Source organism: Dolichospermum compactum NIES-806 (assembly GCF_002368115.1).
Classification (GTDB): Bacteria; Cyanobacteriota; Cyanobacteriia; order Cyanobacteriales; family Nostocaceae; genus Dolichospermum; species Dolichospermum compactum.
The window spans coordinates 3,050,186-3,075,928 of record NZ_AP018316.1 but is presented as its reverse complement, the minus strand read 5'-3'; the positions used below and the strand labels follow the sequence as shown (position 1 = coordinate 3,075,928).

General features: G+C 38.3%; 25 protein-coding genes. 18 read left to right on the top strand and 7 right to left on the bottom strand.

Going from position 1 to position 25,743, the window contains the following annotated elements:
* Positions 1-143 precede the first annotated feature (143 nt).
* Complete coding sequence (locus CA730_RS14555) at positions 144-701, bottom strand: Uma2 family endonuclease (RefSeq protein WP_096668317.1); 558 nt, start codon at positions 699-701, stop codon at positions 144-146.
* Positions 702-1,015: 314 nt separating this feature from the next.
* Here CA730_RS14555 and CA730_RS24435 point away from each other — a divergent pair, with 314 nt between their 5' ends.
* The 6 genes from CA730_RS24435 to CA730_RS14530 all read left to right on the top strand — a co-directional run bounded on the left by CA730_RS24435 (position 1,016) and on the right by CA730_RS14530 (position 6,167).
* The gene (locus tag CA730_RS24435; protein ID WP_157749983.1) at positions 1,016-1,189 is read left to right on the top strand and encodes a hypothetical protein; all 174 of its coding nucleotides are present in this window, start codon (positions 1,016-1,018) and stop codon (positions 1,187-1,189) included.
* Positions 1,186-3,258 carry an AAA family ATPase gene (locus CA730_RS14550; protein ID WP_096668315.1) on the top strand — a complete coding sequence of 691 codons (2,073 nt, stop codon included), beginning with the start codon at positions 1,186-1,188 and terminating at the stop codon, positions 3,256-3,258. The genes CA730_RS24435 and CA730_RS14550 overlap by 4 nt, the downstream gene beginning before the upstream one ends.
* A 34-nt stretch (positions 3,259-3,292) precedes the next feature.
* Positions 3,293-3,931, top strand: a complete 639-nt coding sequence (locus CA730_RS14545; RefSeq protein ID WP_096668313.1) for a Uma2 family endonuclease — start codon at positions 3,293-3,295, stop codon at positions 3,929-3,931.
* Positions 3,932-3,963: 32 nt separating this feature from the next.
* Positions 3,964-4,524, top strand: coding sequence for a Uma2 family endonuclease (locus tag CA730_RS14540; RefSeq protein WP_096668311.1), 561 nt, complete (start codon positions 3,964-3,966; stop codon positions 4,522-4,524).
* Positions 4,525-4,718: 194 nt separating this feature from the next.
* A complete protein-coding gene (locus CA730_RS14535; RefSeq protein WP_096668309.1) occupies positions 4,719-5,192 on the top strand; it encodes a DNA phosphorothioation-associated protein 4 in 474 nt (157 codons plus the stop codon).
* Between the two features lie 36 nt (positions 5,193-5,228).
* Positions 5,229-6,167: an HNH endonuclease gene (locus CA730_RS14530; RefSeq protein WP_096668307.1), complete on the top strand. Its 939-nt coding sequence runs from the start codon at positions 5,229-5,231 to the stop codon at positions 6,165-6,167.
* 10 nt (positions 6,168-6,177) lie between these two features.
* Here the strand turns inward: CA730_RS14530 and CA730_RS14525 are convergent, their stop codons facing one another.
* Positions 6,178-7,776 (bottom strand): DGQHR domain-containing protein, encoded by a 1,599-nt coding sequence (locus CA730_RS14525; protein ID WP_096668305.1) that lies wholly within the window; start codon positions 7,774-7,776, stop codon positions 6,178-6,180.
* 180 nt (positions 7,777-7,956) lie between these two features.
* On the opposite strand from CA730_RS14525, the gene dndC reads away from it, so the two are divergent.
* The 9 genes from dndC (at position 7,957) to CA730_RS14485 (ending at position 16,191) form a co-directional block, all read left to right on the top strand.
* The gene (dndC, locus tag CA730_RS14520; RefSeq protein WP_096668303.1) at positions 7,957-9,582 is read left to right on the top strand and encodes a DNA phosphorothioation system sulfurtransferase DndC; all 1,626 of its coding nucleotides are present in this window, start codon (positions 7,957-7,959) and stop codon (positions 9,580-9,582) included.
* Between the two features lie 217 nt (positions 9,583-9,799).
* Positions 9,800-11,788 carry a DNA sulfur modification protein DndD gene (gene dndD / locus CA730_RS14515; protein WP_096668301.1) on the top strand — a complete coding sequence of 663 codons (1,989 nt, stop codon included), beginning with the start codon at positions 9,800-9,802 and terminating at the stop codon, positions 11,786-11,788.
* A gap of 27 nt (positions 11,789-11,815) precedes the next feature.
* Positions 11,816-12,178 (top strand): four helix bundle protein, encoded by a 363-nt coding sequence (locus CA730_RS14510; RefSeq protein WP_096668299.1) that lies wholly within the window; start codon positions 11,816-11,818, stop codon positions 12,176-12,178.
* Positions 12,179-12,251: 73 nt separating this feature from the next.
* Positions 12,252-12,647 carry a DNA sulfur modification protein DndE gene (gene dndE / locus CA730_RS14505; protein ID WP_096671550.1) on the top strand — a complete coding sequence of 132 codons (396 nt, stop codon included), beginning with the start codon at positions 12,252-12,254 and terminating at the stop codon, positions 12,645-12,647.
* Positions 12,648-12,684: 37 nt separating this feature from the next.
* Positions 12,685-14,193 carry an AmpG family muropeptide MFS transporter gene (locus tag CA730_RS14500; protein WP_096668297.1) on the top strand — a complete coding sequence of 503 codons (1,509 nt, stop codon included), beginning with the start codon at positions 12,685-12,687 and terminating at the stop codon, positions 14,191-14,193.
* Positions 14,178-14,579 (top strand): ABC transporter permease, encoded by a 402-nt coding sequence (locus tag CA730_RS14495; protein WP_096668295.1) that lies wholly within the window; start codon positions 14,178-14,180, stop codon positions 14,577-14,579. Before CA730_RS14500 ends, CA730_RS14495 begins: the two co-directional genes overlap by 16 nt.
* 108 nt (positions 14,580-14,687) lie before the next feature.
* Positions 14,688-14,825 carry a hypothetical protein gene (locus CA730_RS24915; RefSeq protein ID WP_172891190.1) on the top strand — a complete coding sequence of 46 codons (138 nt, stop codon included), beginning with the start codon at positions 14,688-14,690 and terminating at the stop codon, positions 14,823-14,825.
* 18 nt (positions 14,826-14,843) lie between these two features.
* Positions 14,844-15,383 carry a GNAT family N-acetyltransferase gene (locus tag CA730_RS14490; protein ID WP_096671548.1) on the top strand — a complete coding sequence of 180 codons (540 nt, stop codon included), beginning with the start codon at positions 14,844-14,846 and terminating at the stop codon, positions 15,381-15,383.
* 49 nt (positions 15,384-15,432) lie between these two features.
* A complete protein-coding gene (locus CA730_RS14485) occupies positions 15,433-16,191 on the top strand; it encodes a HEAT repeat domain-containing protein (RefSeq protein WP_096668293.1) in 759 nt (252 codons plus the stop codon).
* Between the two features lie 135 nt (positions 16,192-16,326).
* Here CA730_RS14485 and CA730_RS14480 read toward each other — a convergent pair whose 3' ends face one another.
* Positions 16,327-17,658 (bottom strand): TIGR03279 family radical SAM protein, encoded by a 1,332-nt coding sequence (locus tag CA730_RS14480; RefSeq protein WP_096671546.1) that lies wholly within the window; start codon positions 17,656-17,658, stop codon positions 16,327-16,329.
* Between the two features lie 74 nt (positions 17,659-17,732).
* Positions 17,733-18,656, bottom strand: coding sequence for an undecaprenyl-diphosphate phosphatase (locus CA730_RS14475; protein WP_096668291.1), 924 nt, complete (start codon positions 18,654-18,656; stop codon positions 17,733-17,735).
* A 725-nt stretch (positions 18,657-19,381) separates the two neighbouring features.
* Here CA730_RS14475 and CA730_RS14470 point away from each other — a divergent pair.
* The 3 genes from CA730_RS14470 (at position 19,382) to nadB (ending at position 22,762) form a co-directional block, all read left to right on the top strand.
* Positions 19,382-20,113, top strand: coding sequence for a DUF3120 domain-containing protein (locus CA730_RS14470; protein ID WP_096668289.1), 732 nt, complete (start codon positions 19,382-19,384; stop codon positions 20,111-20,113).
* Positions 20,114-20,419: 306 nt separating this feature from the next.
* Positions 20,420-20,848 (top strand): photosystem II complex extrinsic protein PsbU, encoded by a 429-nt coding sequence (gene psbU, locus CA730_RS14465; protein WP_096668287.1) that lies wholly within the window; start codon positions 20,420-20,422, stop codon positions 20,846-20,848.
* A 207-nt stretch (positions 20,849-21,055) separates the two neighbouring features.
* The gene (nadB, locus tag CA730_RS14460; RefSeq protein WP_096668285.1) at positions 21,056-22,762 is read left to right on the top strand and encodes an L-aspartate oxidase; all 1,707 of its coding nucleotides are present in this window, start codon (positions 21,056-21,058) and stop codon (positions 22,760-22,762) included.
* A 133-nt stretch (positions 22,763-22,895) separates the two neighbouring features.
* Here the strand turns inward: nadB and CA730_RS14455 are convergent, their stop codons facing one another.
* The 3 genes from CA730_RS14455 to btpA all read right to left on the bottom strand — a co-directional run bounded on the left by CA730_RS14455 (position 22,896) and on the right by btpA (position 25,303).
* A complete protein-coding gene (locus CA730_RS14455) occupies positions 22,896-23,273 on the bottom strand; it encodes a hypothetical protein (RefSeq protein WP_231939844.1) in 378 nt (125 codons plus the stop codon).
* A 138-nt stretch (positions 23,274-23,411) separates the two neighbouring features.
* Positions 23,412-24,401, bottom strand: coding sequence for a vitamin K epoxide reductase family protein (locus CA730_RS14450; protein ID WP_096668283.1), 990 nt, complete (start codon positions 24,399-24,401; stop codon positions 23,412-23,414).
* An 86-nt stretch (positions 24,402-24,487) separates the two neighbouring features.
* A complete protein-coding gene (gene btpA, locus CA730_RS14445) occupies positions 24,488-25,303 on the bottom strand; it encodes a photosystem I biogenesis protein BtpA (protein ID WP_096668281.1) in 816 nt (271 codons plus the stop codon).
* Between the last annotated feature and the right edge of the window lie 440 nt (positions 25,304-25,743).

Below are 25,743 nucleotides of genomic sequence, written 5' to 3'. Positions count from 1 at the left end.
TTAATATAATCGAGTGTAAATAAAATTTTTATGAAAGCAAAGATTTCCATTATCAGAATATCACGCCTGGCGGCGCAAGTCAACCCCCAAAACCTGAATTTATTTTTGCCGGCTCAAAAAAGCCGCACCCAATTGATTTATTGTTAAAATCCTTGTAGTAACCGTTGAATAGAAATTTTAATTTCTGGAAATGCTAAGGGAGATATTTCACCGCAAGTAAATGTTAATTCTCTAGCATAATTACCATTTATTGGTTCTCTAAACACTTTTAATTGTTGATTTTTTAAGTCTACTACCCAATACTCATTAATTAATGCAGCAGCATAGGTTTTACGTTTTATCTCTAAATCTTTACTTAAAGTAGTTTTAGAATATTCAATTAACCAAAATATATTTTCAGGGTAAGGATGATGAGTACGATAAATAGCACGCAGTGGTTCAACTATTGCTAAATCTGGTTCTGGTTCTGAATTGCTATTAGGTATTGTAATAGGTTTTGCATCTCTTACCAGTGCTTTTGAACCGAGTAATTTCCGCAAATATTCAGCAGAATCAGTATTAATTTGCGCGTGTTCTGGTCCTTCCGGTGCCATGTTGATAATTTCTCCATTTAGTAGTTCAACTTGACGACCAGCTAAAAGGCCAATTTCAATCATGCGATGATAGTCGTCTAAACTCCATTTAGCAATAGTAACTGTCATAGTTAGTTTTCCTAAAGCTAGGGTAAGATTTTCATTTTAACTTGAATTTGATACAGCAATTGTGTATCTAATCCAAGTGCATACCCCTATAATAGTCGGTTTTAACCGACTTGAGCTATTAGACAGGGAATTTATTCCCTGGCTTCTGGCTACTTCTGGCTACTTCTAGCTGCTTCTGGTTGCGTTAAAATTTGTAATATGCTAAAGGCTGGTTGTGTATACCGATTATATCAAGTGCAATGGGATAAGAGCAGATAGATAAAAATATTATCAGAACTGGTTAAAATAGAAAATAACTCTATTCCTGTTTTGAAATGATACCAGAAGCAAATATTGAAGATGTTCAAGAACCAATTACCAACGCATCACCGGAGGTAAAGCAAATTATTGAGAAGGTATGGAGATTGGAGAAAAGCCGATTAGATAGAAAGAGTAAAGGTCATATTAATGATGATATTCTCACTATTGTGAAGGAAGCGGTGCAATGAAGCTAACTTCGATTAAATTATGTAATTTTCGTTCTTTTTATGGGAAAACCCCAGAGATAAATTTAGCTGGTGGAGATGTTCGCAACACTACTATGATTTATGGTAGTAATGGCGCAGGTAAAACTAGTATTTTGAATGCGTTTACTTGGGTTTTATATGAAAAGTTTAGTGCGGCTTTTGCGTCAACTGAACAGTTAGTAAATAAACGCGCAATTGCAGAATCTCAACCTAGTCAACCTGTGGAATGTTGGGTAGAAGTTGGTTGGGAACATGAAGGTAATCGTTATCGTGCTACTCGTGGTTGTCGGGTTTATAAAAATGAAAGTGATGTGATTGAAGCTGGGAAAACTCAGTTAAAAATTCAAGTTGCTGGAGATGACGGAAAATGGTATTTCCCACTTCAGCAAGCTGAGGAAATTATAACTCAGATTTTACCAGCAAGTTTACATCAATATTTTTTCTTTGACGGTGAACGCATTGAAGAAATTGTCCGTTCTGATAATAAAGCGGAAATTTCCGAAGCAATTAGAACTTTTTTGGGTGTAGAAGTAATTGAACTTTCGATTAAACACCTGAAAGATGCGAAAAAGTCTTTGGAAACTGAGTTAAAACATATTGGTGACGCAGAAACTAAACAGTTATTGAATCAGCAAGAAAAGCAAGAACTGGAAATTGAAAATATCAATAAACGTCAAACGGAAATAAATCAAGAGTTGGAATATCAGCAAACTTTTAAAAAGGAAGTTAGTAATAAATTACGAGAATTGAGTGCTGTTAAGGAATTACAGGAGAGAAAGCAAAGTTTAGAATCTCAAAAAGACAGTTTGCGGGAAGAGTTGAAGAAAACACGGGAGAATTTGAAAAAAACTATTTCGGCACGGGGTTATACAGTTCTGTTATCGGAAACTACGGCTAAGTTTCGGGAAATATTCACAGATTTAAAACAAAAGGGTGAATTAACAGCAGGGATTTCGCGGGAATTTGTGAATGATTTACTCAATAGTGGACGTTGTATTTGTGGTGCAGATTTAAGGGAAGGAACTCATACTCATTTTCATGTTAAGAATTTGATGAGGAAATCTGGTTCTTCCACTGTGGAAGAAACGGCAATTAGAATGAGCGCGCAAGTTGATGAAATTGATAAACAAGCAGTTGCTTTTTGGGAAGAAGCGGATAGGGAACAAGCCAGAATTCAACAGTTAAGGGAAAATCTCAACCAAGTTGAACTGGAATTAGCGACTATTCAAGAACAATTACGAAAAGATCCCAATGAAGAAATTAGTAGTTTACAAAAACGTCTGGATGAAATTGAAGCTACAATTGATGAGTTAAATCGAGAACAAGGTGCAAATCAACAGGAAGTTTCTCACCTGAAAACAGATATTGGTGCTTTGATAAAACAAATATCTAAGCAAAAACAAAATGAGGAAAAACAATCTTTAGCACAGCGTCGCATTAATGCTACTCAAGATGCTATTGAACGGTTATCGGAAGTTAAAAACCGTCAAGAAAATCAATTTCGTCTCCAATTGGAACAGCGAGTACAGGAAATTTTCTCAGATATTTCTTTTACTCCTTATGTTCCCAAAATTAGCGAAAAGTATGAGTTGAGTTTGGTGGAAAATACGACGGGAATTGAAGCACCAGTCGCAGCTTCTACAGGAGAAAACCAAATTCTCAGTTTATCTTTTATCGCTAGTATTATTGATAAGGTGCGTGACTGGAGTGAAAGACGAAAAATGATCATGCTTCCTGATAGTAGCACTTTTCCCATTGTTATGGATTCTCCTTTTGGAAGTTTAGACGCTAATTCCCGTCGTCACATTGCGCGAACTATTCCTAAGTTAGCAAATCAGTTGGTTGTGTTGGTGACCAAAACTCAATGGAGGGTGGAATTTGAGGAGGAAATTGCTGATAAGATTGGGAAGGAATATGTGTTAGTTTATTATTCTTCTAAACCTAATTGTGAACAGGATTTTATTGAGTTGGGGAGGGAAAAATATGCTTTGGTGCGACAGAGTTTGAATGGTTTTGAATATACGGAAATCGTAGAAGTGGAACGAAATTAATATATCTCACGCAAAGGCGCAAAGGAAGAAAGAAATGGTAGTTAGTTCTTTAAGTTTGGTGACAGATAGTTGGGTAAAGGTAAGTTGGGATGAGTTTCTGGAAGTTACTAAACATTCTGATTATCAGCAAGGAAGATTTTATTTTTATCAAAATTATATGAGGGTAGAAATGTTACCAGTTGGTTCAATTCATGGAAATAATAATAATGTTGTTGCAAATGTTGTGAATTTTTATGCGACATTGAAAAACATTAAAATTAAAGGTTGGGTAAATACCAGTTTTCGCAGAATAAATGAAGGAGAATGTCAACCTGATTTAGCTTTTTATATTGGTGAGAAAATCAAATTTCCACCTTTAAATAATTCTCCTGTGGATATTAATGAGTTAGCAGCACCGACTCTAGTGGTAGAAGTGGCTGCTTCTTCTATTAGTGATGATTTGGGTTTTAAGCGGTTACTTTATGAACGGTTGGGGGTAAAGGAATATTGGGTAATGAATGCTAATAATAATGATATTATTGCTTTTGAAATTATTGATGGTGGAAGTAGGAGAATTGAGGAATCAAAGGTTTTACCAGGTTTGCAAATATCTACTGTTCAGGAAGCTATTCAACGCAGTTTAACTCAAGATGATGGTGAGGTTAATCGCTGGTTGTTGCAAATTTTCGGTTAATTTGTTTTACGGAAAGTCAGGAGGTAAATGTCATGGTTGCTAATTTTGATCCAAGTTATATGAGTCCTTTGGAGTATTTGGAGTGGGAGGAACAACAAGATATTAAACACGAATATATCAATGGTCAAGTTTTCGCTATGACTGGGGGAACTATTCCTCATAATGACATTGCTTTTAATTTAGCTTCTGGGTTAAGAAATCATTTAAAAGGTAGTAAGTGTCGTGTTAATATTGCTGATGCGAAAGTGGGTGTGTCTGAAACGGGACCGTTTACTTATCCTGATGTTGTTGTTAGTTGTCACCCTAAAGATAAACAAGCTATTAAGTTTATTCAATTTCCTAGTTTAATTATTGAGGTACTTTCTCCGAGTACGGAAGCTTATGATAGGGGGGGAAAGTTTCAGCTATATAGACGGATTCAAACTTTGCAGGAATATGTTTTAATTAGTGCTGATAAAATTGGTTTGGATTGTTTTCGCTTAAATGAGAAGGGTTTATGGGAGTTACATCCTTCTGTTGAGGATGATGAGGTACATTTGGTTAGTGTTGATTTTACGTTTCCTCTTTCTCTGGTTTATGAGGATGTTTTTTGATTTTTTTTCTCTCGCAAGTCATGAAAAAATGAACCACGAAGGAGCGAAGGACACGAAGGAAAGAAGGTTTCAAAGATATTTTGCGTGAGTCTGATGGATTTTTTTATCACGCAGAGGCGCAAAGAGGAGTGTGAGAGTGTGGTATTAGTTAGTTAGGTTTGGTTTATGATTTTAAGGGTCTATATTTTATAATTATGGCGGCAAATAGAATCAAAATTGCTCAAGATAAGGCTGAGTTGGTCAAATCGTTACTAGCGTCTAAAGAAACACCGGGAGTTTTCCAAACTTATGTGGAGGTGATGATATTTGCAGCAGCATTAGGAGTAAAGTATAAAAAAAGTGTTCCTTTAGGAGATACTACAAAAAGAGAGCCTTCTCCAATTCCACAAGAAAATTTTGCTTCACTGGGTTATGACAAAATTATCAAATTATTAGGAATTGTTGAGACAAGTGATATCCAAATACTTGCTTCTAGAGAAGATGAATATGAGGATAAACGGACTCAAGTATTTGAAGAGTATGCTAATGGGGGATTAGAAATATTACAAACTGAATTACGCGGAATTGTTGATTATGAAATACAATTTCTATTGATTTTAAAAAAAGCAATAGATTATCAAGAAAATAATATAGAAGGAGAATTTAATTTAACTAGATTTTTAAAATAATCCATTTTGTTTGTGTTTTTTACCAAGTAGTGAAATATGAATAATCTTCGTTTTTATTGTGAAAAGTTTTCTAAGTTAAGAGTAAGTAATAGCCGAAAACGTGGTAATGCTCAATATAAACCAATATTAGTTTTAACCGTAATTGATTTGATTATGAGAGGAGTTATTACCAATAATCAAATTTTTGTATCAGATGAATTAATTCAAGCTTTTAATAAATATTGGAATGTTATTGGCTCACAATCTTATAAAGGGGGTTTACACTATCCATTTTTTCATCTGCAAAATGAGGGATTTTGGCACGTAGAAATTAAAGCAGGTTTTAATAATTTACAACCAAAAACAACTAACCAATTAAAACAGGCTGTTGAATACGCATATTTAGACAGTGAATTATTTAACTATTTACAAGATGAATCTTCTCGCAAAGAATTAATTGATGCACTTGTAGCTGCTTTTTTCTCGGATAATGAAGATGAAATTGAGGAATTTCTACAAATTAATCAAACATTTCAAGATTATTCAGAAGTAGAAAAACTAGATGATATTGGAAATTTACCCAACAACCCTCAATGGAGTTTAAAAAAAACACTAATTAGAAATGCTTTCTTTAGAAAAGCGGTTGTTTCTGTATATGATTGTCAATGCGCTTTTTGTGGGTTGAAAGTTACTAAAACTGGTAATCAAAATATTGTTGACGGCGCACATATAAAGCCATTTTCTGCTTTTTATGACAGTAGAATACATAACGGAATAGCACTTTGTAAAAATCATCATTGGGCTTTTGATAGGGGTTGGTTTGCTGTTGATGATAAATACAAAATAATCGTTAGCAAAGAATTAGAAGAAGTATCTCCCCATGCTAGAACAATAACGGAATTTCATGGGGAAATACTCATATTACCGAAAGTAGAGAAATATTTTCCAGATATTGAAGCTTTACAATGGCATCGTTATAATATATTTCAGCCTTAATTAGCTATTATTATAAAATAACCGGAAGTCCTACATCTTGAGGTTTTACCAATTTTCCATCAAAACCTATAGTTTGTTCTTCCATTGTCCTAGCATTAGCTAAAGCTTTACGTAAAGCAGTAACTTCCATTTTTTCAGTCATTCCTCCCAACATATAAATGAATAACTTCACAGCTAAATCTTTTCCTACTACCTGTACCCGCTTTTTATTGGGGTCATATAAAACCCCATACCATAAAGATTGAGGATATTCCATATTACTAAAACCCCCTTGACGGTCAAATTTCTCCAACTTCTTAAAAATATCCGTCAAAGTAAAACCTTTTTTAAATACCAAAGTTCCCAAAGCTTGCGCTAAAGCAACTTGAGAAACTGGACGAAATAACATATTTCCCTCACCTCCGTCTTTCTCAAAATGGAAGCGCCGCAAAACAGTTGTATCTTCGTGTTCCAATATTTTATAACTGGGAAGATTAGCTAAATTATCAAAAAGTAATCTAAAATCAGCAATTCCTTCCTGAATTTCTTCATTTTCTGGACGCATGGGAATTAACCCTTTTTCCAAAGGTTTCCAGTGGGGGAACTTTTGCCCCAAATACCTTTCGGACATATCTTGTAAGGCTTGCAAGGTCGTCAAAACCGTAGAATTAGCAGCTACTGTGGCACTATTCCAATTAACACGGGGATTGCGATTGGGTTTTTGTTCTAAAAGTGGATGTGTAACGGCAATTTTTCGCGCTACAATAGCAAAACCATCATCTTCATTTAATTGTGCTAACTGACCTTTAGTTAAAGGTGCAGCCATTAAATTCACATGAACAAAAATTGATCTTACCCGTCGTTTTGCTTCTGTATGAGTTTCTCCAGTATTCACCGCACAAATAAATTCAATGCCAATTTTTTCTTTAGATAAATTTTGTAAATAAGCAGGTTCTACTTGATATTTATCAATCAAATCAGATAGAGTAATAAAACTTTCGTCAGCAGTTTTATCCTTTTTATAACGTTGCAGTTTACCAGATTTAATTAACTCCATTAAACCTTGGACACCCATTAATCTATGCTGACCATCTAAAGCATAAATTGTCACATTGTCTTCAGAAATATTCAGTAAACCGACTTTACCATCTTTATCTAAAGGTATAAAATCAGTAGTCGCTTTTTTAGCCCGTCCTTGACTATCCCACTCCGCTGCTTTGGGGTTATCTACCCAAGGTTGATTAATTACTACCAACACAGCCGGAAATTTATGGTTTTTTCTCGCTGCTAAATACTGTACTAACGGTGCTTGACGCGACCAGTCAACAGGACGTTGTTGAATGTCATCAATACTATCAGCATCAATTTCAATATTCTCTGTCTCTGGGTTGTACTTTTTTTGTAGTAGGGGTAAACCAGACGCAAAATGTACCCGTCCCGCGAACCATTCCAATGTCACAGAACCTACATAAGCCTCAGTACCCCCCATTTCGGTTTTTTGGACAAGAATTTGGTCTTTCTTCTCTAAAAACCTGTCTAGCAGCAAAGCTAATACCTGTTTATCCTTATTTTCCCGTTCTAGATACTCGTTAGCGAGTTGATTATTTAGTGTATCTGTACTATCATTCATGTGAATTTTTGAAAACTTAGTGATGAACTCTTGCTTTATTGTCCAAAAAAATGGATACTAGGGATGCAATTTTTAAAAATATGTTGCACGCATAGCTTAAGTTTATTTATATACTAGATGATTCCATCCCCACAAAGGGAAGTATTGATTCTATGTTCATATATCCACAGGTAAGGAAAAATGACTACAGGACAACAGCCAGAAAATAAAAATCAGCCGAATCGTACTGTACCAGAGTTAGTGGAGTATATCCAAGCTTTGACGACAGAAATTCAAGAATTGTATTGTTTAGATGAGATACCTTGGGTAGTAGGCTATTCAGGTGGAAAAGACAGCACTGCTACTTTACAGCTTATTTGGAATGCAATTTCTGGACTTCCAGCGGAAAAAAGAACTAAACCAATTCATGTAATTACAACAGATACAGGGGTAGAAAATCCCTATGTTTCTGCTTGGGTAAAAAGTTCATTAAAACAAATGGAAGTAGCGGCTGAAGAGCAAAAAATGCCAATACAACCTCATTTACTACAACCAGAAACTAAACAAACATATTGGGCAGGTTTAATTGGTAAAGGCTACCCAGCGCCACGCAATAAATTCCGCTGGTGTACTGGACGGCTAAAAATTGAGCCTTCTAATCTTTTTATTCGTGACGTTGTGAGAGCTAATGGTGAAACAATTGTTATTTTAGGAACTCGCAAGACTGAAAGCATAACTCGCGGTTTGATTATGATAAAACGTGAAATAGGTCGAGTCAGAGAGCGCCTCTGTCCTCATCCTAATTTAATAAATTCTTTACTTTACACACCTATTGAAGATTGGCGAACTGATGAAGTTTGGATGTATTTAATGCAGTTTTCAAATCCTTGGGGATATAGCAATAAAGATTTATTTACTATGTATAGAGGTGCAACAGCAGATAATGAATGTCCTTTAGTTGTTGATACTTCTACTCCTAGCTGTGGTAGTTCTCGCTTTGGTTGCTGGGTTTGTACATTAGTTAATAGTGATAAATCTATGCAAGCAATGATTCAAAATGATGAAGAAAAAGAATGGTTACAACCATTAGTTGATTTTCGTGCTGAATTAGATGTTGACCGTGACCGCGAAAAAAGAGATTTTCGTCGGTTACGGGGAGAAGTTCAATTATTTGAACGTAATGTAAATGGTGAAACATCTGTTGAACCTATACATGGTCCATATACAAAATATTGGCGAGAATATTGGCTAAGAAAATTATTAGCAGCGCAAAAAGAAATGCGTGAAAATGCGCCTGAAAGTATGCGGGATATTACCCTTATTTCTCAAGCAGAATTGAGTGAAATTCGCCGAATCTGGTTAGAAGAAAAACACGAATTTGATGATAGTGTCCCCCGCATATATGAAGAAGTCACAGGAGAAGTATTTAAAGATCCTCGTCCTGGTGCAGATCAAAGCATACTTGGTAGTGATGAATGGGGAGTATTAGAAGAAATCTGTGAAGGTGACGGAATGCACCTAGAATTAATGGCTAGACTATTAGATACAGAAAGACAATTCAAGAAAAAAACTCGCCGTGTGGGTATCTACGAAAGCCTAGAAAAATGCTTTGATACAAGTTCCCGTTCACCAGAAAAAGCGATCGCAAATGCCCATTTAAAACGGGATTTAAGACAAGCAGCATTAGAAGGTGATGTTGCCACAATTCGGGAAAAATTCAAACAATTAAGTTTAGGAGATACCGCCGAAAAACAAGAGACTAAACCACAAACTTGGGCTAACTTCAAATATGCACAGAAGAACCCAGATGATAACCCAGACCAATAGAATATCCTCCCCACCCTCGTTCCTAGCCTCTGGCTGGGAATGCCAATCTTGAGGTTCTACCTCAACTCATTATAACCGAGGCAGAGCCTCTTGACAGCATTCCCTGTCAGAGACAGGGAACGAGATAAACATCTCTTTTCTTTCTTCCTCTGCGTCCTCTGCGCCTCTGTGGTTCGTTAAAAAAACACAAAAAAACACAAAAAAACAACAAAAAATCATGATCTTCCTAGAATTAGTCCTGCAAAACTTCGGTCCTTATGCTGGAAAACAAATCATCAACCTCAACCCCCAAATTGACGAAGATAACGCCCGCCCAATTATTTTATTAGGGGGAATGAACGGCGGCGGAAAAACCACCCTAATGGATGCCATTCGCCTCGCATTATATGGACAACGCGCCCAATGTTCAACCAGGGGAAATCTGAGTTATAGTGATTTTCTCACCCAATGTGTGAATAGTAAAAGTACCCCCACAGAAAAAACCAGAATTGAATTAGTTTTTGAACATATCGAAGAAGATAGACCAATAAAATATCGGGTTGTGCGGACTTGGGAAAAAAATCCTAAAGATGGAAAAGACCATTTAGGAATATTAGGAGATGATGAAACATGGCCAATTGATTCATTAGTAAATATTTGGGATGAGTATATAGAAAATATCTTACCTATAGGCATTTCCAATTTATTTCTCTTTGACGGTGAACAAGTGAAAGAACTTGCAGAACAGGAAATACCGCCGCCCATAGTTGTGGATGCGATTAACGGACTTTTGGGTTTAGAATTAGCTGATAAATTGGCAATTGATTTAGAGATATTAGTAAATCGCAAAAAACGAGAATTTGCAGATACAAAAGATTTAGAAAAATTAGCAGAAATTGAAACTCGACTTCAGGAAAAACAGGCAGAATATGAAAACAATCAGATAAAACTCGCAAATCTGAATATTGAAGTTGGAGAATTAGAAAAGATTCATGAAGAAGCTTTAGATAGATTTGTAAATGAAGGTGGTAAAATTGCCGCTGAACGTAGTCAATTAGAACAACAAAGAGAAGAGAAAATTAAAGTTGCGAATAACGTCCGTGAATCTTTATGTGAACTAGCTGCTGATGTTTTACCTTTAGCCTTAATTAGTCCTTTATTATCTCAAGTCCAAAGACAGGGAGAAAAAGAACTGAAAACTCAACAAATCCAACTAGCGAAAGATGTATTAATTGCTAGAGATGAAAGATTACTAAATTGGCTACAACAATTAAATCTGGAAAATAATAAAGTTACTAATATTCAATCTTTCTTAGCTGAAGATATCAATAACTTATATACTAATAACTTATCAACAGAAAATAATTGGTTAAATGGAGATGAAGAAAGTTTAAGTTTACTTGACAATATAACTTATCGTTTACAAACTTCCCAAAATACCGCCCAAAAGCAATTAGATGAATTAACTAATTGTGAAGAAGAAATCCTCACCCTAGAAAGACAAGTCCAAACTGCGGCTGCACCGGAAGAATATACAAAACTACAAAAAGCAGTAAAAGAGGCACAAACTGAATTTAATAAACTTAAATCTCAGTCAGATATAATGACTCAAAAACTGATAGAATTAGACACAGAAACCAAAAGATTGAGACAAGAACTAAATGAATATACAGTAGAAAATCTTAAATATCAAAATAGTGAACATATTATTGATTCGGCGTTAAAAGTTCAAGAAACATTAAAAGTGTTTCGAGAAAGATTAACCCTGAGAAAACTGAATAAATTAGAAGAAGAAGTAAAAAACTGTTTTCTATACTTATTACATAAATCAGACTTAGTACATCGCATTGCTATTGATAGTAAAAGCTTCGGATTATCATTATATGATTTAAACGGGAAACCAGTCCCCAAACATCGGCTTTCTGCTGGTGAAAAACAACTATTAGCGATCGCATTTTTGTGGGGATTAGCCAAAGTATCAGGAAGACGCTTACCCGTCGCCATAGACACCCCATTAGGAAGACTCGATTCCTCCCACCGTAACAACCTAGTAGAAAGATACTTCCCCTCCGCCAGTCATCAAGTAATCCTCCTTTCCACCGACACCGAAATCGGCAAAAAAGAATATCAAAACCTGCAAGAAACCGAAGCCATAGCCCGTGAATACCTACTCCAATACAACTCAGGTAAAAGAGAAACCACAATCAAACCCGGTTATTTTTGGTAATAGGTAATAGGTAATAGGTAATTGGTAATGGGAAGACCAGATTTTGAAGAGTTACAAGTGTATAAATTATCAGAAAAATTAGCAAATGAAAGTTGGAAAGTAGTTATGGGATGGGATAATTTTAGTAAAGATACAATTGGTAAGCAGATTGTGCGTTCAGCAGATAGCATTGGGGCAAATATAGCAGAAGGTCGAGGACGTTATAACTTTCAAGATAATAAACGCTTTATTAAAATAGCTAGAGGTTCTCTAAATGAAACAATTCATTGGTTGCGGCTTGCTTATGCCCGTCATTTATTAACAGTTGAACAAGTAAATATTCTCAAACAGATAATTCATGAACTTCCCGCCAAGTTAAATGCTTATTTAAATTCGATTGGTAATGACTAATAGATTTTTCCAATTACCAATTACCAATTACCAATTACCAATTACCAATTACCAATTACCAATTACCAAAATCATGGAATCACCAATAGAACGTATTAAACTTTCCCAAACAGCCAAAGAACAACTACTCAAACTTAAACGCAGCACAAAAATCGAACAATGGAACATATTATGTCGGTGGGCGTTTTGTCGTTCCCTCGCAGAACCAGCAGCACCTTCCCCCGTACCTATCCCCCAAGATAGCAACGTCGAACTGACATGGCGGGTTTTTGGGGGAGAAATGTCCGATATTTTGCTTTTAGCCCTCAAACAACGCTGCTACAACGACGGCTTAGACACCGATAGAGAAACCCTAATTACGCAATTTCGCTTACATTTGCATCGCGGTATTGGTTACTTAGCCGGAGATCAGAATATTAAGAAAATTGAAGATCTAATTGAACTAGCCACAAAGAAAGTAAAATGCTGATTTTGCACTTCTTGTTCCAGCATGGCAAGATAATCTTATGAAAGAAATTCAAGCACTCAGACAGGCCTTCCAAAGCCAGAAAATGGGTGCTTTATTGTTACTAGGTTTTGCATCAGGTTTACCACTATTCCTCACCAGTAGAACCCTACAACTATGGATGCAAGATGCTAAAGTTGATATTGCCAAAATCACCTTATTTGGGTTATTAAGTTTACCTTATTCCTTAAAATTCCTGTGGTCGCCCCTATTAGATAGATTTACACCACCATTACTAGGTGGCAGAAGAGGGTGGTTAATTATTACTCAAATTGGGTTAGTATTAGCGATCGCTGCCCTTGCTATTCAACAACCAGCCCAAAGCGATCAAATATTACAAATCCTCGCCATCAACTGCCTGATTATTACCTTCCTCAGTGCCACCCAGGACATCGCAGGTGATGCCTACCGTACCGACATTTTAAACCCCCTAGAGGCGCAGCCAGGGGCATCTGTATGGGTATTAGGCTACCGGATCGCCCTATTTATTACCAGTTCTCTCGCCTTAGTCCTAGCAGATTACTTACCTTGGAATGTCGTATATTTACTCATGGCAGTAATTATGGCAGGAAGTATATTTACCACCTTGTGGTCGCCCGCAGAACACAAACTCCAAGACAAAACACAACTAGCGCCCATTTCCAGCCAAGACGTGATTTTTATAGTCCTGATCACCTTACTAGTAGCCGGGTTAATTGCCGGCGTTTTTGTCGGCTTCATTCCCCAACCCGTGTTTTATTGGTTATTAGCGGGATTATTAGTTGCTTGGATAACGACATCATTATTATTACCAAACTCTCTCCTCAATGAAATTACAGAAGATAGTCCTCCTCAAAACTTACAAACAGCTATTTTCCTACCCTTTAAAGAATTTTTTCACCGCTTTGGCATCAAACAAGCCAGTTTAACACTAGGTTTTATATTACTTTATAAACTAGGTGATTCCCTGGTTGGGATTACAGCCAACCTATTTTTACGAGAAATAGACTTTACCAAAACCGAAATCGGCGCAATCCAAGCAGGAATGGGATTTATTGCCACCACCGTCGGCGTATTAGCTGGGGGGGTAATCATGACCAAAATTAACTTAAATCGCAGTTTGTGGCTATTTGGGGCGCTGCAATTACTCAGTAACTTAGGTTATTATGCCCTGGCGATCGCTTATAAAAAAGATTATTCCCTACTAATCATCGCCGTAAACATCGAAAACTTCTCCGCTGGATTAGTCACAGTTGCTACAGTCGCCTTTTTAATGAGTCTCTGTAATCACCGATTCACAACCACCCAGTTTGCTTTATTCTCCAGCCTCATGGCCATTAGTCGAGACGTACTTTCCGCCCCCGCCGGCAGTTGGGCTACAGCCACAGGTTGGCCGACATTTTTCTTACTTTCTCTTGTAGCGGCGTTACCTGGTTTGCTACTATTACCTATTGTTGCCCCTTGGAATCCCAAGGTATTGGCAACCACCAGACCAGGACTACAAGAAGAAGATATATGGGAACACAAGTAGTTATTCTTGTCGGTACATTTGTTCTAATAGTGACAGGTCTATTACTGGGCTATGTCCTCTCACAATTAGTTCTCCAAAGTCTGCCTTTTAACCACGTCACACTTCTGGGAACTATCAGCCTGATCCTAATTTTTGGGACACTTTATTACGTCCTATTTTGGCAACTGCGACGCGAACCCCTGCAAGCACTCAATCCCAGCATCCCCAACCAACCAGACGAAGAAGTGACCGGCAACTACCTCAAAAATCGCCTCATCGCTAGATTATCTGGAGACGTAGCGGCGGCGGAAAGACTAATTGAACAAGCCAAACAAAATGTTCCGGGAATGCCCGAAAATTGGTACTGTGAAAAAGTCTTAAATGAGTTAGACCAAGATCAGCCTTAAGATTAGGGCAGAAATAGACAAATTCATTTTGCTTAGTGCAAGTTGGATTATTTATTTTTGGGAATTCGCTAGAATTAATACTGTTGCTATTTATTCATAAACAAAAACATGGCTATTTTTCGTCAATATATCGCGCCTTTCCTGGCCATCTTGATATTTACGCTGGCTTTAGTAGCCGTGAGCGCCCGCATCTTTTTACCCTCCGATATGGCAGCCCCCGCACCTATTGGCATGATCATTAAGTAATTGGGAAATAAGTCTATTGTGAATTTACTCCCCGGCTATTCTGTTCGCCAAGGTTCTACCCTCGATAAAGCCCTCTTGGTCAAGTTCATGCAGCGCACTTACCAAGAACAATTCCCTGATCAAAACTTTTCCCACCTAGCACATACAGTTGAACAATACTTCTGTCGTAATACCCCCCTATGGTGGGTAGATGCAGAGGTAAGGGAGCAGGGGGCAGGGGGCGGGGAGCAGGGAGCAGGAGGAAATAATTTTCCAATCACCAATCACCAATCACCCGTAGCTTGTTTATGGGTGGGGAATGCTATAGATCAGGTTAGTGGCGATCGCCATCCGCACATCTTTCTCCTCTACGTCATCCCAGAATATCGGCGCAGAGGACTTGGTAAAGCCTTGATGAATTATATAGAAAATTGGGCTAAACAAAACCGTAATGCCTCTGGTGAGCAAACCTATCACCAAATCGGACTACAAGTATTTCTCTCCAACACACCCGCATTAAATCTTTATCATCAACTTGGTTATCAAGAACAATCCCTCTGGATGATAAAATCACTCTAATTAGGGAACAGGGAACAGGGAACAGGGAACAGGTTACAGTTGAATAATTATGTACGACGAATACGAACTCAGCCTACTCGACAGCGAAGGGGAGCTTATTACCCCACTAGACCAAATAGAACCACTGACTGATGAATCAGAAGTGGAAAAGCCTGATGTGGAATTAATGCTGGTACTCCTAGCCCATCCCCAACCCCAACAACGGATGTTAGCAGCGCGTGCTTTTTGTGATATTCAAGATGAACGAGCAACACCTCATCTCATCCATCTTTTAACAGATAATTGTCCCCTAGTGCGAGTTAGCGCTGCTTATGGTATCGGACGTAACCCAGCCAAAGAAGCCGTAGAACCCTTAATTAGGCAACTCAACCGCGATTTTAATGGTTATGTTCGCAAAGGCATAGTCTGGGCTTTAGGTAATTGTCGCGATCGCCGTTCCTTAGCACCTCTCACAGATGCCCTGAGAACCGATATTCCCGCCGTCCGTCTCTGGGCAGCCAGCGCCCTAGCACAGATGACAGAAGTAGGTTATGAAGCCATCGTCGGCGCAATTCCCGCCCTAATTGAAGCCTTAGTTACAGACCCCATCGCCGCTGTACGAAGTAACTCCGCTTGGACAATTGGCCAGCTTTGTAAAGAACTACCATCTAACGTCGTCTATGCCACAGCTATAGACGCATTAATCCAAGCTTTTGCCGAAGATAAAGACTTAGGAGTGAGAGCAGACACCAAAGCCTCACTACTGGGCGTTGGCGATCCTCGGGGCTTACAATTAATCGAAACCCTAGAACAAGAAGGATGGTTTTAGCTTAAATACCATTCCTTTGACGCATATTTAATCTTCTTTCGCCAAAACAGATGAGTCGTTCAATTGATTTTTCTATTCCCTGTTCCCTGTTCCCTGTTCCCTGTTCCCTGATATAAGAAAGACTTTTGTTAATTATCAGTCCGCTTGAAGACAAGTATTGATTAATTCCTCAACTCCCGCTACTGGGAAAATACTGACATTTAATTTTTGAGATACTTCTGCAACCGTCATATCATCTAGAAATACCAATTCCCCATGCTTCAGCATGACACTAGGTAATAAAATTCCCTCTCCTAAATCTTGCCCTTTTAAGTTTAAAAGTAAATCATGTCCGGTTAATAAACCAGTCACACTGATACTTTGTCCCCAATAATCGCTAGATAAAGCTCGCATCTTCACTTCTAAACCGGCGACAGTATTTAACTGTTCTACCAAGGGTTGAAATGCTGTTTCCACTGCATTACCTACCACCCAAGTTAATCTGCGTTGATTGATAATTTTTGGTGGTAATAACTCAGTTGCAGTTTGGGTAAACTGTTTAATAAATAAGCGAATTGAACCCACACCATTATCAATTTGCGGATATTCTTCATATTCAGCTTCAGTGGGTAATTCTTCTCCAGCAATTAAAAACCATTCATCAGCTAACCAGACGACACTAGAATCATATTTTTTCCGAAATTCCTGGGAGAGTAATTTAACTTGATAAATTACCTCTTGGGCTTTTTCCCGCGTTACAGGTACGAGTTCATCTTCCTGGGGACGAAACCGTGTCAAACCCACCGGAACAACTGCTACTGATGCTACGGTTGGTAATTCTCCAGTATGAAAAGATGTTAAATCCCGCAATGTCCTTTCTAAATGTTCACCATCATTTATCCCAGGACAGACAACAACTTGAGCATGAATTTGCAATCTTCGTTCTTGAAACCAGTGAAGCTGGGATAATATTTCCCCACCGCGATGATTTTTTAAAAGTCTAATTCTCACATCAGCTTCCGTAGAATGCACGGAAACATACAGAGGCGATAACCGCATTTGTTCAATTCTTTGCCATTCTTTCGCGCTTAAATTCGTTAAAGTTAGATAAGAACCATATAAAAAGCTTAACCGGTAATCATCATCTTTTAAATATAAACTAGTCCGTTTTCCTGGTGGTTGTTGATCAATAAAGCAAAAAGGACAGCGGTTATTACACTGAATTAAACCATCAAATAAAGCTGTGGCAAATTCTAGTCCTAAATCATCATCATAATCCTTTTCAATTTCGACATGATGGGTTTTCCCCGTCGCATCTAAAACTTCCAATTTGAGAATTTCATCAGCACACAAAAATTGATAATCAATTAAATCACGGGGTTTTGTGCCATTAATAGCCACAATCGCATCACCGGCTGTAAAGCCAATTTCCTCCGCAATTGAGTCAGGCAGCACCTTGGTAATTTTAGCAGGTTGAATGGTAGTCATGGGAACAGGGAACAGGGAACAGGGAATTGAAAACTTCTGCATTCTCCTGACTCCTGAATTATTACATAACAGAGTTATCCTTGCCAACCGGCAGCGATCGCTAATAAAATAGAAATGCCAAAAGCTAATCTATACCAAACAAAAACCAACGTATTTTTAGTTTGCAAGTATTTGATTAAAAAAGCAATTGATAAATAAGAGAAAATAAAGGTAGAAACAATGCCAACAACTAACAGAATTACAATATTATTTGGTAATTCTCCAGATTGAAACATTTTGAAGATCTTCAAACTTTTATATAAAGTCGCAATCGTCAAAGTGGGAAACCCCAACAAAAAAGAAAATTTCGCGGCTGCTTCTCTTTCTAGCCCCAAAAATAACCCAGTAGTTAAGGTTGAACCAGAACGAGAAACTCCCGGAACTAAAGCTAAAGTTTGTCCTAATCCTACCAGAATACCATCTCGAATTTCCAAAGCATTGAAACCTCGTTTACGAGTTCCAAATTTTTCCGCTAAACCTAGCAGCATCGCCATAATTACCGACATAATCGCAATAATCAAGGAACTTTCGGGAATTACATCTTTTAATAAAAATCCAATAGTTAAAGCCGGAATTGTCCCCACAGCAATCCCCACAACAATTTTCCCATCTTCACTTTCCCAGTCTTTAGTTTGAAAAGCTGTAATTGCACCTTTCACCAAACCAGAAATTACAGCCCAAAAATACCACAAAATGGCAATTACACTCCCAAATTGAATAGCATCAACAAAATCTTTAGAACCAAGTTCTTTCCAACCAAATACTTTAGTTACAATGATTAAATGTGCCGTGCTACTAATTGGTAAAAACTCGGTAATTCCTTGCACAATTCCTAAAATAAATGCCTGGATTACTCCTTGAACCAAATCAACTTGACTAGCTACTTCGCTAGGCGCTCCTACCTGTAACAGTTGTGATAATAGTAAATCTATACTATTTAACTCTAAAATTGTTGTCATTAACTAGACTCCCAAAATCAATGCGTAATTATAGCAAACTATCCAACTTTACTTGGTCGTAGTCAGTCTTTTTAGACAAAATCTTATTAAATAGGTTGGCGTTAAAAATTGTCGTTATGGCAAGGTAACAGGGAACAGGAAGAGAGTTTTGAGTGATTTTACTTTTCTTCACATACCTTTAAATTTTTCTGTTCACCTACTTATCCTGATTCTGACAATTAAATGGACAAATATTATTTTGTTATTTCTCTGTGTCTGGGAGCTATTTAGGAAATTATTATCTTGATGAATAAAAAATCTATCTATATATGAGCGCACACTTTCCCACTCATACCATCAACATACCAAAAACTCGGAACACTGTCAAGCCCCCTAGCTGAAATCACCAAAACTCGTTTGATTATTGATAAAATTCTCAATAATCATGAGAATAGACCCCCCATAATTGAGAAAGTCCTTTTTTACAAAAATCCTATACAAATAACTTATCATTCAATCACCATATTCCCAAATTATTTAATTAATCTGATGATTTATCAATACCAATTCGCCAACGTAATCATAATATGTCTGAAAACTTAGCCAAGGTCATGATCCTATGCCTTTCCTGCTTGAGTGCATACCTCTATAAATAAATTTCATGTATAATCAAGATGCCCCCCTGGGGGATTTTCAGTTATGATATTCTGAAGATAAGTAAAGTTTAGTAACAAATATTAGAAACTTTGATTAATCATACATTTTCTGCCTATACAGCTACTAACCCGACTGTAGATATCAATCACAGCCTGAAAAATTCTCATTTACCAAATTTCCTATCTTCCCGACAAAATTGGTTAATATTTTTAGCATCAGTATTTTTAGTATCAATACCAGTGTTCGTAGAAGCCCCATTGGTGCGATCCTTTCCTATTCTGAGCGTATTAATGACAGGCTTTTGGGTGTGGCTCAGTATTAAATTAATGTCACGTCCCCAAACCTATTTATGGGGAGATTTACTTTTTGGCTTTAGCTGGACTTGGTTAACAGGAGCGATTTATTGGGGTTGGTTAAGATATGAACCAATCTGGCATATACCGATAGAAGCACTAGGATTACCTTTTGCTGTGTGGTGTTTAGCGAAAAATTGGGGCAAGGTCGGCAATTGGTTTTACCTTGGTTCTTTACTAGGAACGGTTTTAACCGATATTTATTTTTATTTGGTGGATTTGATGCCTTATTGGCGACAAATTATGATCACAGATCCATCTGGTGCTTCACAAATCTTACAGAATGCCCTGGCGCAAGTCCAAACACCTTGGGGAGAAGGCTGGGCAGTCATTCTTGCCCTGATGCTGACGACAGTGGGAACAGGATCTTTACTTAATAAACAATGCCATTGGTATGCCTTTGGAGGCGCAGTTTTGAGTACAATTCTAGTAGACAGTCTCTTCTTATTAGCAGCAGTTCTGGCGTGACATTCCTATTAATTTAGGTAAACACCGAAAAATGGGCGCAGAGGTGCTATGAGGTCAGATTTTTGCCAAAAGTCAAATCAAACCAAATAGTCCTAAATATTATGGATATTGATACGCTGTATATTAGTTTTTGATGACTGTTGTGCAAGCTCTCAAGCTTAAACCATGAAGCTAAACCATGAAGGAGCTAGGATCAAGTTAGAAAAGAAACTACACTGACATCCTTAAACTTCCGGCTTATGCCCTAAAGTTCGTGGCTTTTGGCTGCAAAATTTTATTATTCCTTGAAAAAAAGAGGTAAAAATCGTGAAAGGATTGGTGCGTTTATTCACTGTATTTACATTGTTGCTAGGTTGCTGGGGAATACTGGGAACTACCCAGACAGCCCAAGCTGTTAGTTTCAATAGCTTTGTAGGAAATCAAGTTCCAGTTTTAGCGATCGCTCGTCAAAATAGAGCAGATCAGAAGCTAGGAACAGAGTTTGGTAAGAAAATTGATTTGAACAATACCAATATCGCTGCTTTCCAACAATATCCAGGACTGTATCCTACATTGGCGAAAAAGATCATCGCTAATGCTCCCTACGAAAAAGTAGAAGATGTATTAAATCTACCAGGATTGAGCGATCGCCAAAAAGAACGTTTGCAAGCTAACTTGGATAATTTCACCGTGACAGAATTGGAGCCTAACTTCAACGAAGGCGACGATCGCATTAACAACGGTATTTACAGATAACTAAGGGTTGGGGATTGGGGACTGGGGACTGGGGACTGGGAATTGAAAACATATTCCCAATTACCCATACCCTAAGTTGAGATTTTAAATTTTGGGCTGTAAATCCCAAAAATCATCCAAATCACAAAAATCATAGTTATACCTTGTTCCCTATTCCTGGCTGTAAATCCCAAAAATCATCCAAATCACAAAAATCATAGTTATACCTTGCCCGATATAAATATTCCTAACCAATTCGATGTTTTAGTAGTCGGTGCTGGTGCAGCAGGACTATATACAGCCCTATGTCTACCCACATCCTTACGAGTCGGCTTAATTACTAAAGAAACAGTCTCACTCTCTGCCAGTGATTGGGCGCAAGGTGGCATAGCCGCAGCCGTAGCCCCAGAAGATTCGCCAAAACTGCATATTGAAGACACATTAAAAGCAGGGGCTGGTTTATGCGACATCGCCGCTGTCAAATTCCTAGCCGAACAAGCCCCCAGTTGTATTCAATCCCTAGTTAACTTAGGCGTAGCTTTTGATCGTCATGACAGTAACTTAGCTTTAACCCTCGAAGCAGCCCATTCTCGTCCTCGCGTGCTTCATGCAGCCGATACCACAGGTAGGGAAGTTACCACCACCCTCACAGATCAAGTCCTGCGTCGTGAGAATATCAAAGTCATTCAGCAAGCCTTGGCTTTGAGTTTATGGATAGAACCCCAAACCGGTCAATGTTTGGGAACTAGCCTATTTTATCAAGGGAAAATTACTTGGATTAGAGCCGGGGCTGTCATTTTAGCTACTGGTGGCGGTGGTCAAGTATTTGCCCAAACCACTAACCCAGCAGTGAGTACAGGTGATGGTGTGGCGATCGCTTGGCGGGCGGGGGCAATTCTCCGGGATTTAGAATTTGTCCAGTTTCATCCCACAGCCTTGAGTAAACCGGGACGTTTTCTGATTAGTGAGGCTGTGCGTGGAGAAGGGGCGCATTTGGTGGATGACACCGGGCGACGTTTTGCCTTTGATTACCACCCAGCAGGAGAACTAGCACCCCGTGATGTGGTCAGTCGAGCTATTTTCAGTCATTTACAAAAAACGGCCGCTGACCCGGCTACAGCGAATGTCTGGTTAGATATGCGCCCCATTCCCCCTGACAAAATTCGCCACCGTTTCCCGAATATCATCGCTGTTTGTCAACATTGGGGCATTGATGTCTTTACTCAACCCATTCCTGTGTCACCTGCTGCCCATTATTGGATGGGTGGTATTCTCACAGATGTGATGAATTCCACGAATATTCCCGGTTTATATGCCATTGGAGAAACTGCCAGTACGGGAGTACATGGTGCTAATCGTTTAGCCAGTAATTCGTTGTTGGAATGTATTGTCTTTGGGGCGCAAATGGCTAATGTTGATTATGAAAAATTGCAACTGGGAAAACAGGAATCTGCTAATATTATTGAAACTGAAACTTTGGCAGTTAACCCATCTCTAATTGAGTGGGAAAATCAACAAAGACAATTAGCAGAAATTCGCAAAAATTTACCTCGTGTAGTTTGGCAAAGTGCGGGTATTTGTCGAGAACAATCAAGTTTAGAAAATGCTGTTTCTCAAGTTGCATCTTGGCAAGAAGACTTTGCGGCTTTACCTTTAAGTCAATTATTATTGAGTTTAAAACCGACACAATCAGTTAATTTTCAACAACCACAAATTGAAAAGGAATTGCGGCTGTGGGCTGAAACTCGTAATTTATTAGATATTGCCGAATTAATTCTGAAAAGTGCTGTTTTTAGAACCGAAAGCCGAGGTGGACATTACCGTTTAGATTACCCTAAAACTGATCCTAATTGGCAAGTGCATACTCTTGTCCAAAATCAGGAATGGGTAATGGGTAATATTATCTCCGGTGGTTCTACTCTTCCCTTTATGTAAAACAAAATTTATTGTAGGTTGGGTTGAGAAACGTTCACGAAGTAGGGTGTGTTAGCGACAGCGTAACACACCATTATCAAGGATTCTGTGCGTTACGGATTTCATCCTAACGCACCCTACAATACTGTAATCGTTAAGGAATGATACACTTTAAATTACCTAAATTAACCATTTGTTCCTGAGACTGGGGAATAGTTAGCTCAAAATTACAAATACCCCCTTCATAGTCCACATTAGCTGGATATTTTCCCAGAGCAACACTGTCTAAATAAAAATATCCTTCTTTACCAATAGGTGAGTTAATAATTTGATTATTCACAGTTATATTTAACTGACCATAGGAAGGAATCACAGTTTCTCCTGATGTTTCTACCGACAAAGTACCGACAAGACTCTGAATTAGTTGCACAGGAAAACGCACAACCGCCCCACCTCGAAAAGGTGGGGTAATTACTTTTTCATTAGCATCAATTTTGTAGTTTAAAGGAATATCCTCATCTTGGATTTTCAAATTATTCCCATTGTAGGGACGCAAATTTAATAACCTGCAATTCTGATTTAATGTGGAATGGTGCGTTACGCTGTCGCTAACACACCCTACTTTTTTACTTTTGCAGTTTATTTAATTCACATTCCTTAGTCTTAATCTCTAGCGGAAATATTTAAAGTTTTTCGGACCTGTATAACCAGTGATCTTTCCTAATTCCTCTAGAGTCTGGACTCCGCTATAGCTTTTACCATTAATAATCCAAGTGGGGAAACCTTCGATTTTTGCAGCTTTACATAATTCTGGTTTACCATTGGGACTATCGCCAGCGCACTCTACCTTAGAATTATCATTAATGATTTGATAAGCCTCTTTACCAAAAAGTAGCTTTTGTTCGTGACAATGGGGACACCAATAGGCTACATATTCCTTAGCACCAGATTTAACAAGATGTTGGGCTAAAGCTATTTCTGCTGCACCAGATTTAGTGGTAATTTCCCAGCCAAAGTCAGGATTTGGTTGTTCTTTAGGTGTGAAGGTAATTGCTGTGGGTTTTCCATCAGTTGATTCAGTAATGTTACCTGATGGATTTACTTGAGAATAAACTCCTAAAGTCCCAATTAGCGTCACCATTGCCACAATCACAGCCGTAAATAAAAGTTGTCCGATGTCTTCCCAATCTCTACCCATGACGGTTAACACTAACATAGTTAATGCAAACAAGGCAGAGGCAATACAGTAAGGACATAAGGCTTTGAGTTGAAATGCCAGGACATACATTAAGTATCCACTAAAAACTGACATAGCGATCGCTCCCACAAACAGCAACCACCAAGTTAAATTTTCTAGTTGTTTCTGACTTTTGTGATTTTCCCCTGCGTTCAATGCTAAGGGAGCTAAAGCCAATATCAACATCCCCATGTATGCCAATAAACCAAATACAGGTAATGGTTGACCTAAAACCGTAGCCCAAGGACTAGAAAGGACATCCACACAACCTTTAACATTTTCTGGGGTAGTACAAACCGGAGTGCTGCCGGTCAGCTTTTCATAGGTGAGATAACCTGTATTTAGGATACCAAAACCAGCAATAGTTGCGATCGCCGGACGCGACCATTTATGAATCCAAGGAGTAGAACGACGACGAATCATAATATTGGTGATTGGTAATTGGTAATTGGTAATTGGTAATTAGTTCAGAAATCTTCCAATCATCTAAATCAAGAAAATCAAAAGAATCATAGTTTAGACAATAGAGGTCTGCGGGCAGCTTCGACAAATTGGCTGACGCGAATTGGATCTATTGGTTGCTGAATTTGACCATGACGTTTCAGAGAACTAGAAACAATCACCCCATCTGCGGCTTGTAACAAAGTCCCCACATTTTCCCAACTTGCACCACTACCAATAAAAACAGGAGTACCAGCAGCCGCAACACTAGCCAGTTCCAAATCTTCCTGGTCAGGAGGACTACCAGTAGCCCAACCAGATAAAATTACCGCATCAGCCAAACCTCGTTCAATAGTATCCTTAACAGCAACCGTCAAATTAGGAGAACTCAAAGACCGGGCGTGTTTTACCAAAACATCAGCAAAAATTTTTACATCAGATCCTAATTCCCGACGATATCGTAATAATTGATGAGCTTCCCCTTCAATTAAACCTTGGTCTGTTGCCATCACACCCGTGAGAACATTAATTCTCACAAACTGGGCATTAACGCAACTAGCAATAGCGATCGCACTTCTACCATCATTGCGTAACACATTTAACCCCAAAGGCACAGTCACTAAATTCTGAATGCGTTGCACAACCACAGTCATCGCACTCACAACTGCGGGGTCAACTTGATTTTTCGTAAATGGGGCATCAAAAAAATTCTCAACGATAATCCCATCTACCCCTCCACTGGCAAGGGCTGTGGCTTCTTGTTCAGCGCGGTCAATCACTGCTTTGAGACTACCTCCCCAACGGGCTGAAGTCGGAAGAGGGAGCAGATGTACTACGCCAATAATTGGTGTTCGGGTTTTAAATAACTGATGAAAACAACGCAAGATTATAACCTATAGCCTATTACTTCATTAGCAATACTCACTGAATACTCAAAACAGCTTTATTTGCTATTTTAGCTATCTAGTATCAAGCTTTTAGCTAACTTGTTAACTAGATACTCAATACTCACAGAATACTCACTAAATATTTAGTTTACCAGTCACCTTATTGTACTAAATAGTAGTTTACTTAACTCCCTAACCTTACTGCCCTATTGTACGCTAGTCGGTCATACAGTCAGGGCAAGCTATCGTACTTCGTAACCTTGACTTCCTAGCCTTGCCTAGCTACCAAAGGTTATTCTAGCCAAACTAACCTTTGTTACCTAACAGTTCATTAATCATTTCTTGCTGCCGCTTCAGTTGTTCTTTAAGCAGTTCTAACTCTGATTTTTGGTTATCAACCTGTGATTGGTTAGCAGGTAATTCTGGATTGATTTGTG

Coding starts and splice junctions, on each gene's coding strand:
- CA730_RS14555 (WP_096668317.1), bottom strand. CDS start 701: ATGACAGTTACTATTGCTAAATGGAGTTTAGACGACTATCATCGCATG.
- CA730_RS24435 (WP_157749983.1), top strand. CDS start 1,016: ATGATACCAGAAGCAAATATTGAAGATGTTCAAGAACCAATTACCAAC.
- CA730_RS14550 (WP_096668315.1), top strand. CDS start 1,186: ATGAAGCTAACTTCGATTAAATTATGTAATTTTCGTTCTTTTTATGGG.
- CA730_RS14545 (WP_096668313.1), top strand. CDS start 3,293: ATGGTAGTTAGTTCTTTAAGTTTGGTGACAGATAGTTGGGTAAAGGTA.
- CA730_RS14540 (WP_096668311.1), top strand. CDS start 3,964: ATGGTTGCTAATTTTGATCCAAGTTATATGAGTCCTTTGGAGTATTTG.
- CA730_RS14535 (WP_096668309.1), top strand. CDS start 4,719: ATGGCGGCAAATAGAATCAAAATTGCTCAAGATAAGGCTGAGTTGGTC.
- CA730_RS14530 (WP_096668307.1), top strand. CDS start 5,229: ATGAATAATCTTCGTTTTTATTGTGAAAAGTTTTCTAAGTTAAGAGTA.
- CA730_RS14525 (WP_096668305.1), bottom strand. CDS start 7,776: ATGAATGATAGTACAGATACACTAAATAATCAACTCGCTAACGAGTAT.
- dndC (WP_096668303.1), top strand. CDS start 7,957: ATGACTACAGGACAACAGCCAGAAAATAAAAATCAGCCGAATCGTACT.
- dndD (WP_096668301.1), top strand. CDS start 9,800: ATGATCTTCCTAGAATTAGTCCTGCAAAACTTCGGTCCTTATGCTGGA.
- CA730_RS14510 (WP_096668299.1), top strand. CDS start 11,816: ATGGGAAGACCAGATTTTGAAGAGTTACAAGTGTATAAATTATCAGAA.
- dndE (WP_096671550.1), top strand. CDS start 12,252: ATGGAATCACCAATAGAACGTATTAAACTTTCCCAAACAGCCAAAGAA.
- CA730_RS14500 (WP_096668297.1), top strand. CDS start 12,685: ATGAAAGAAATTCAAGCACTCAGACAGGCCTTCCAAAGCCAGAAAATG.
- CA730_RS14495 (WP_096668295.1), top strand. CDS start 14,178: ATGGGAACACAAGTAGTTATTCTTGTCGGTACATTTGTTCTAATAGTG.
- CA730_RS24915 (WP_172891190.1), top strand. CDS start 14,688: ATGGCTATTTTTCGTCAATATATCGCGCCTTTCCTGGCCATCTTGATA.
- CA730_RS14485 (WP_096668293.1), top strand. CDS start 15,433: ATGTACGACGAATACGAACTCAGCCTACTCGACAGCGAAGGGGAGCTT.
- CA730_RS14480 (WP_096671546.1), bottom strand. CDS start 17,658: ATGACTACCATTCAACCTGCTAAAATTACCAAGGTGCTGCCTGACTCA.
- CA730_RS14475 (WP_096668291.1), bottom strand. CDS start 18,656: ATGACAACAATTTTAGAGTTAAATAGTATAGATTTACTATTATCACAA.
- CA730_RS14450 (WP_096668283.1), bottom strand. CDS start 24,401: ATGATTCGTCGTCGTTCTACTCCTTGGATTCATAAATGGTCGCGTCCG.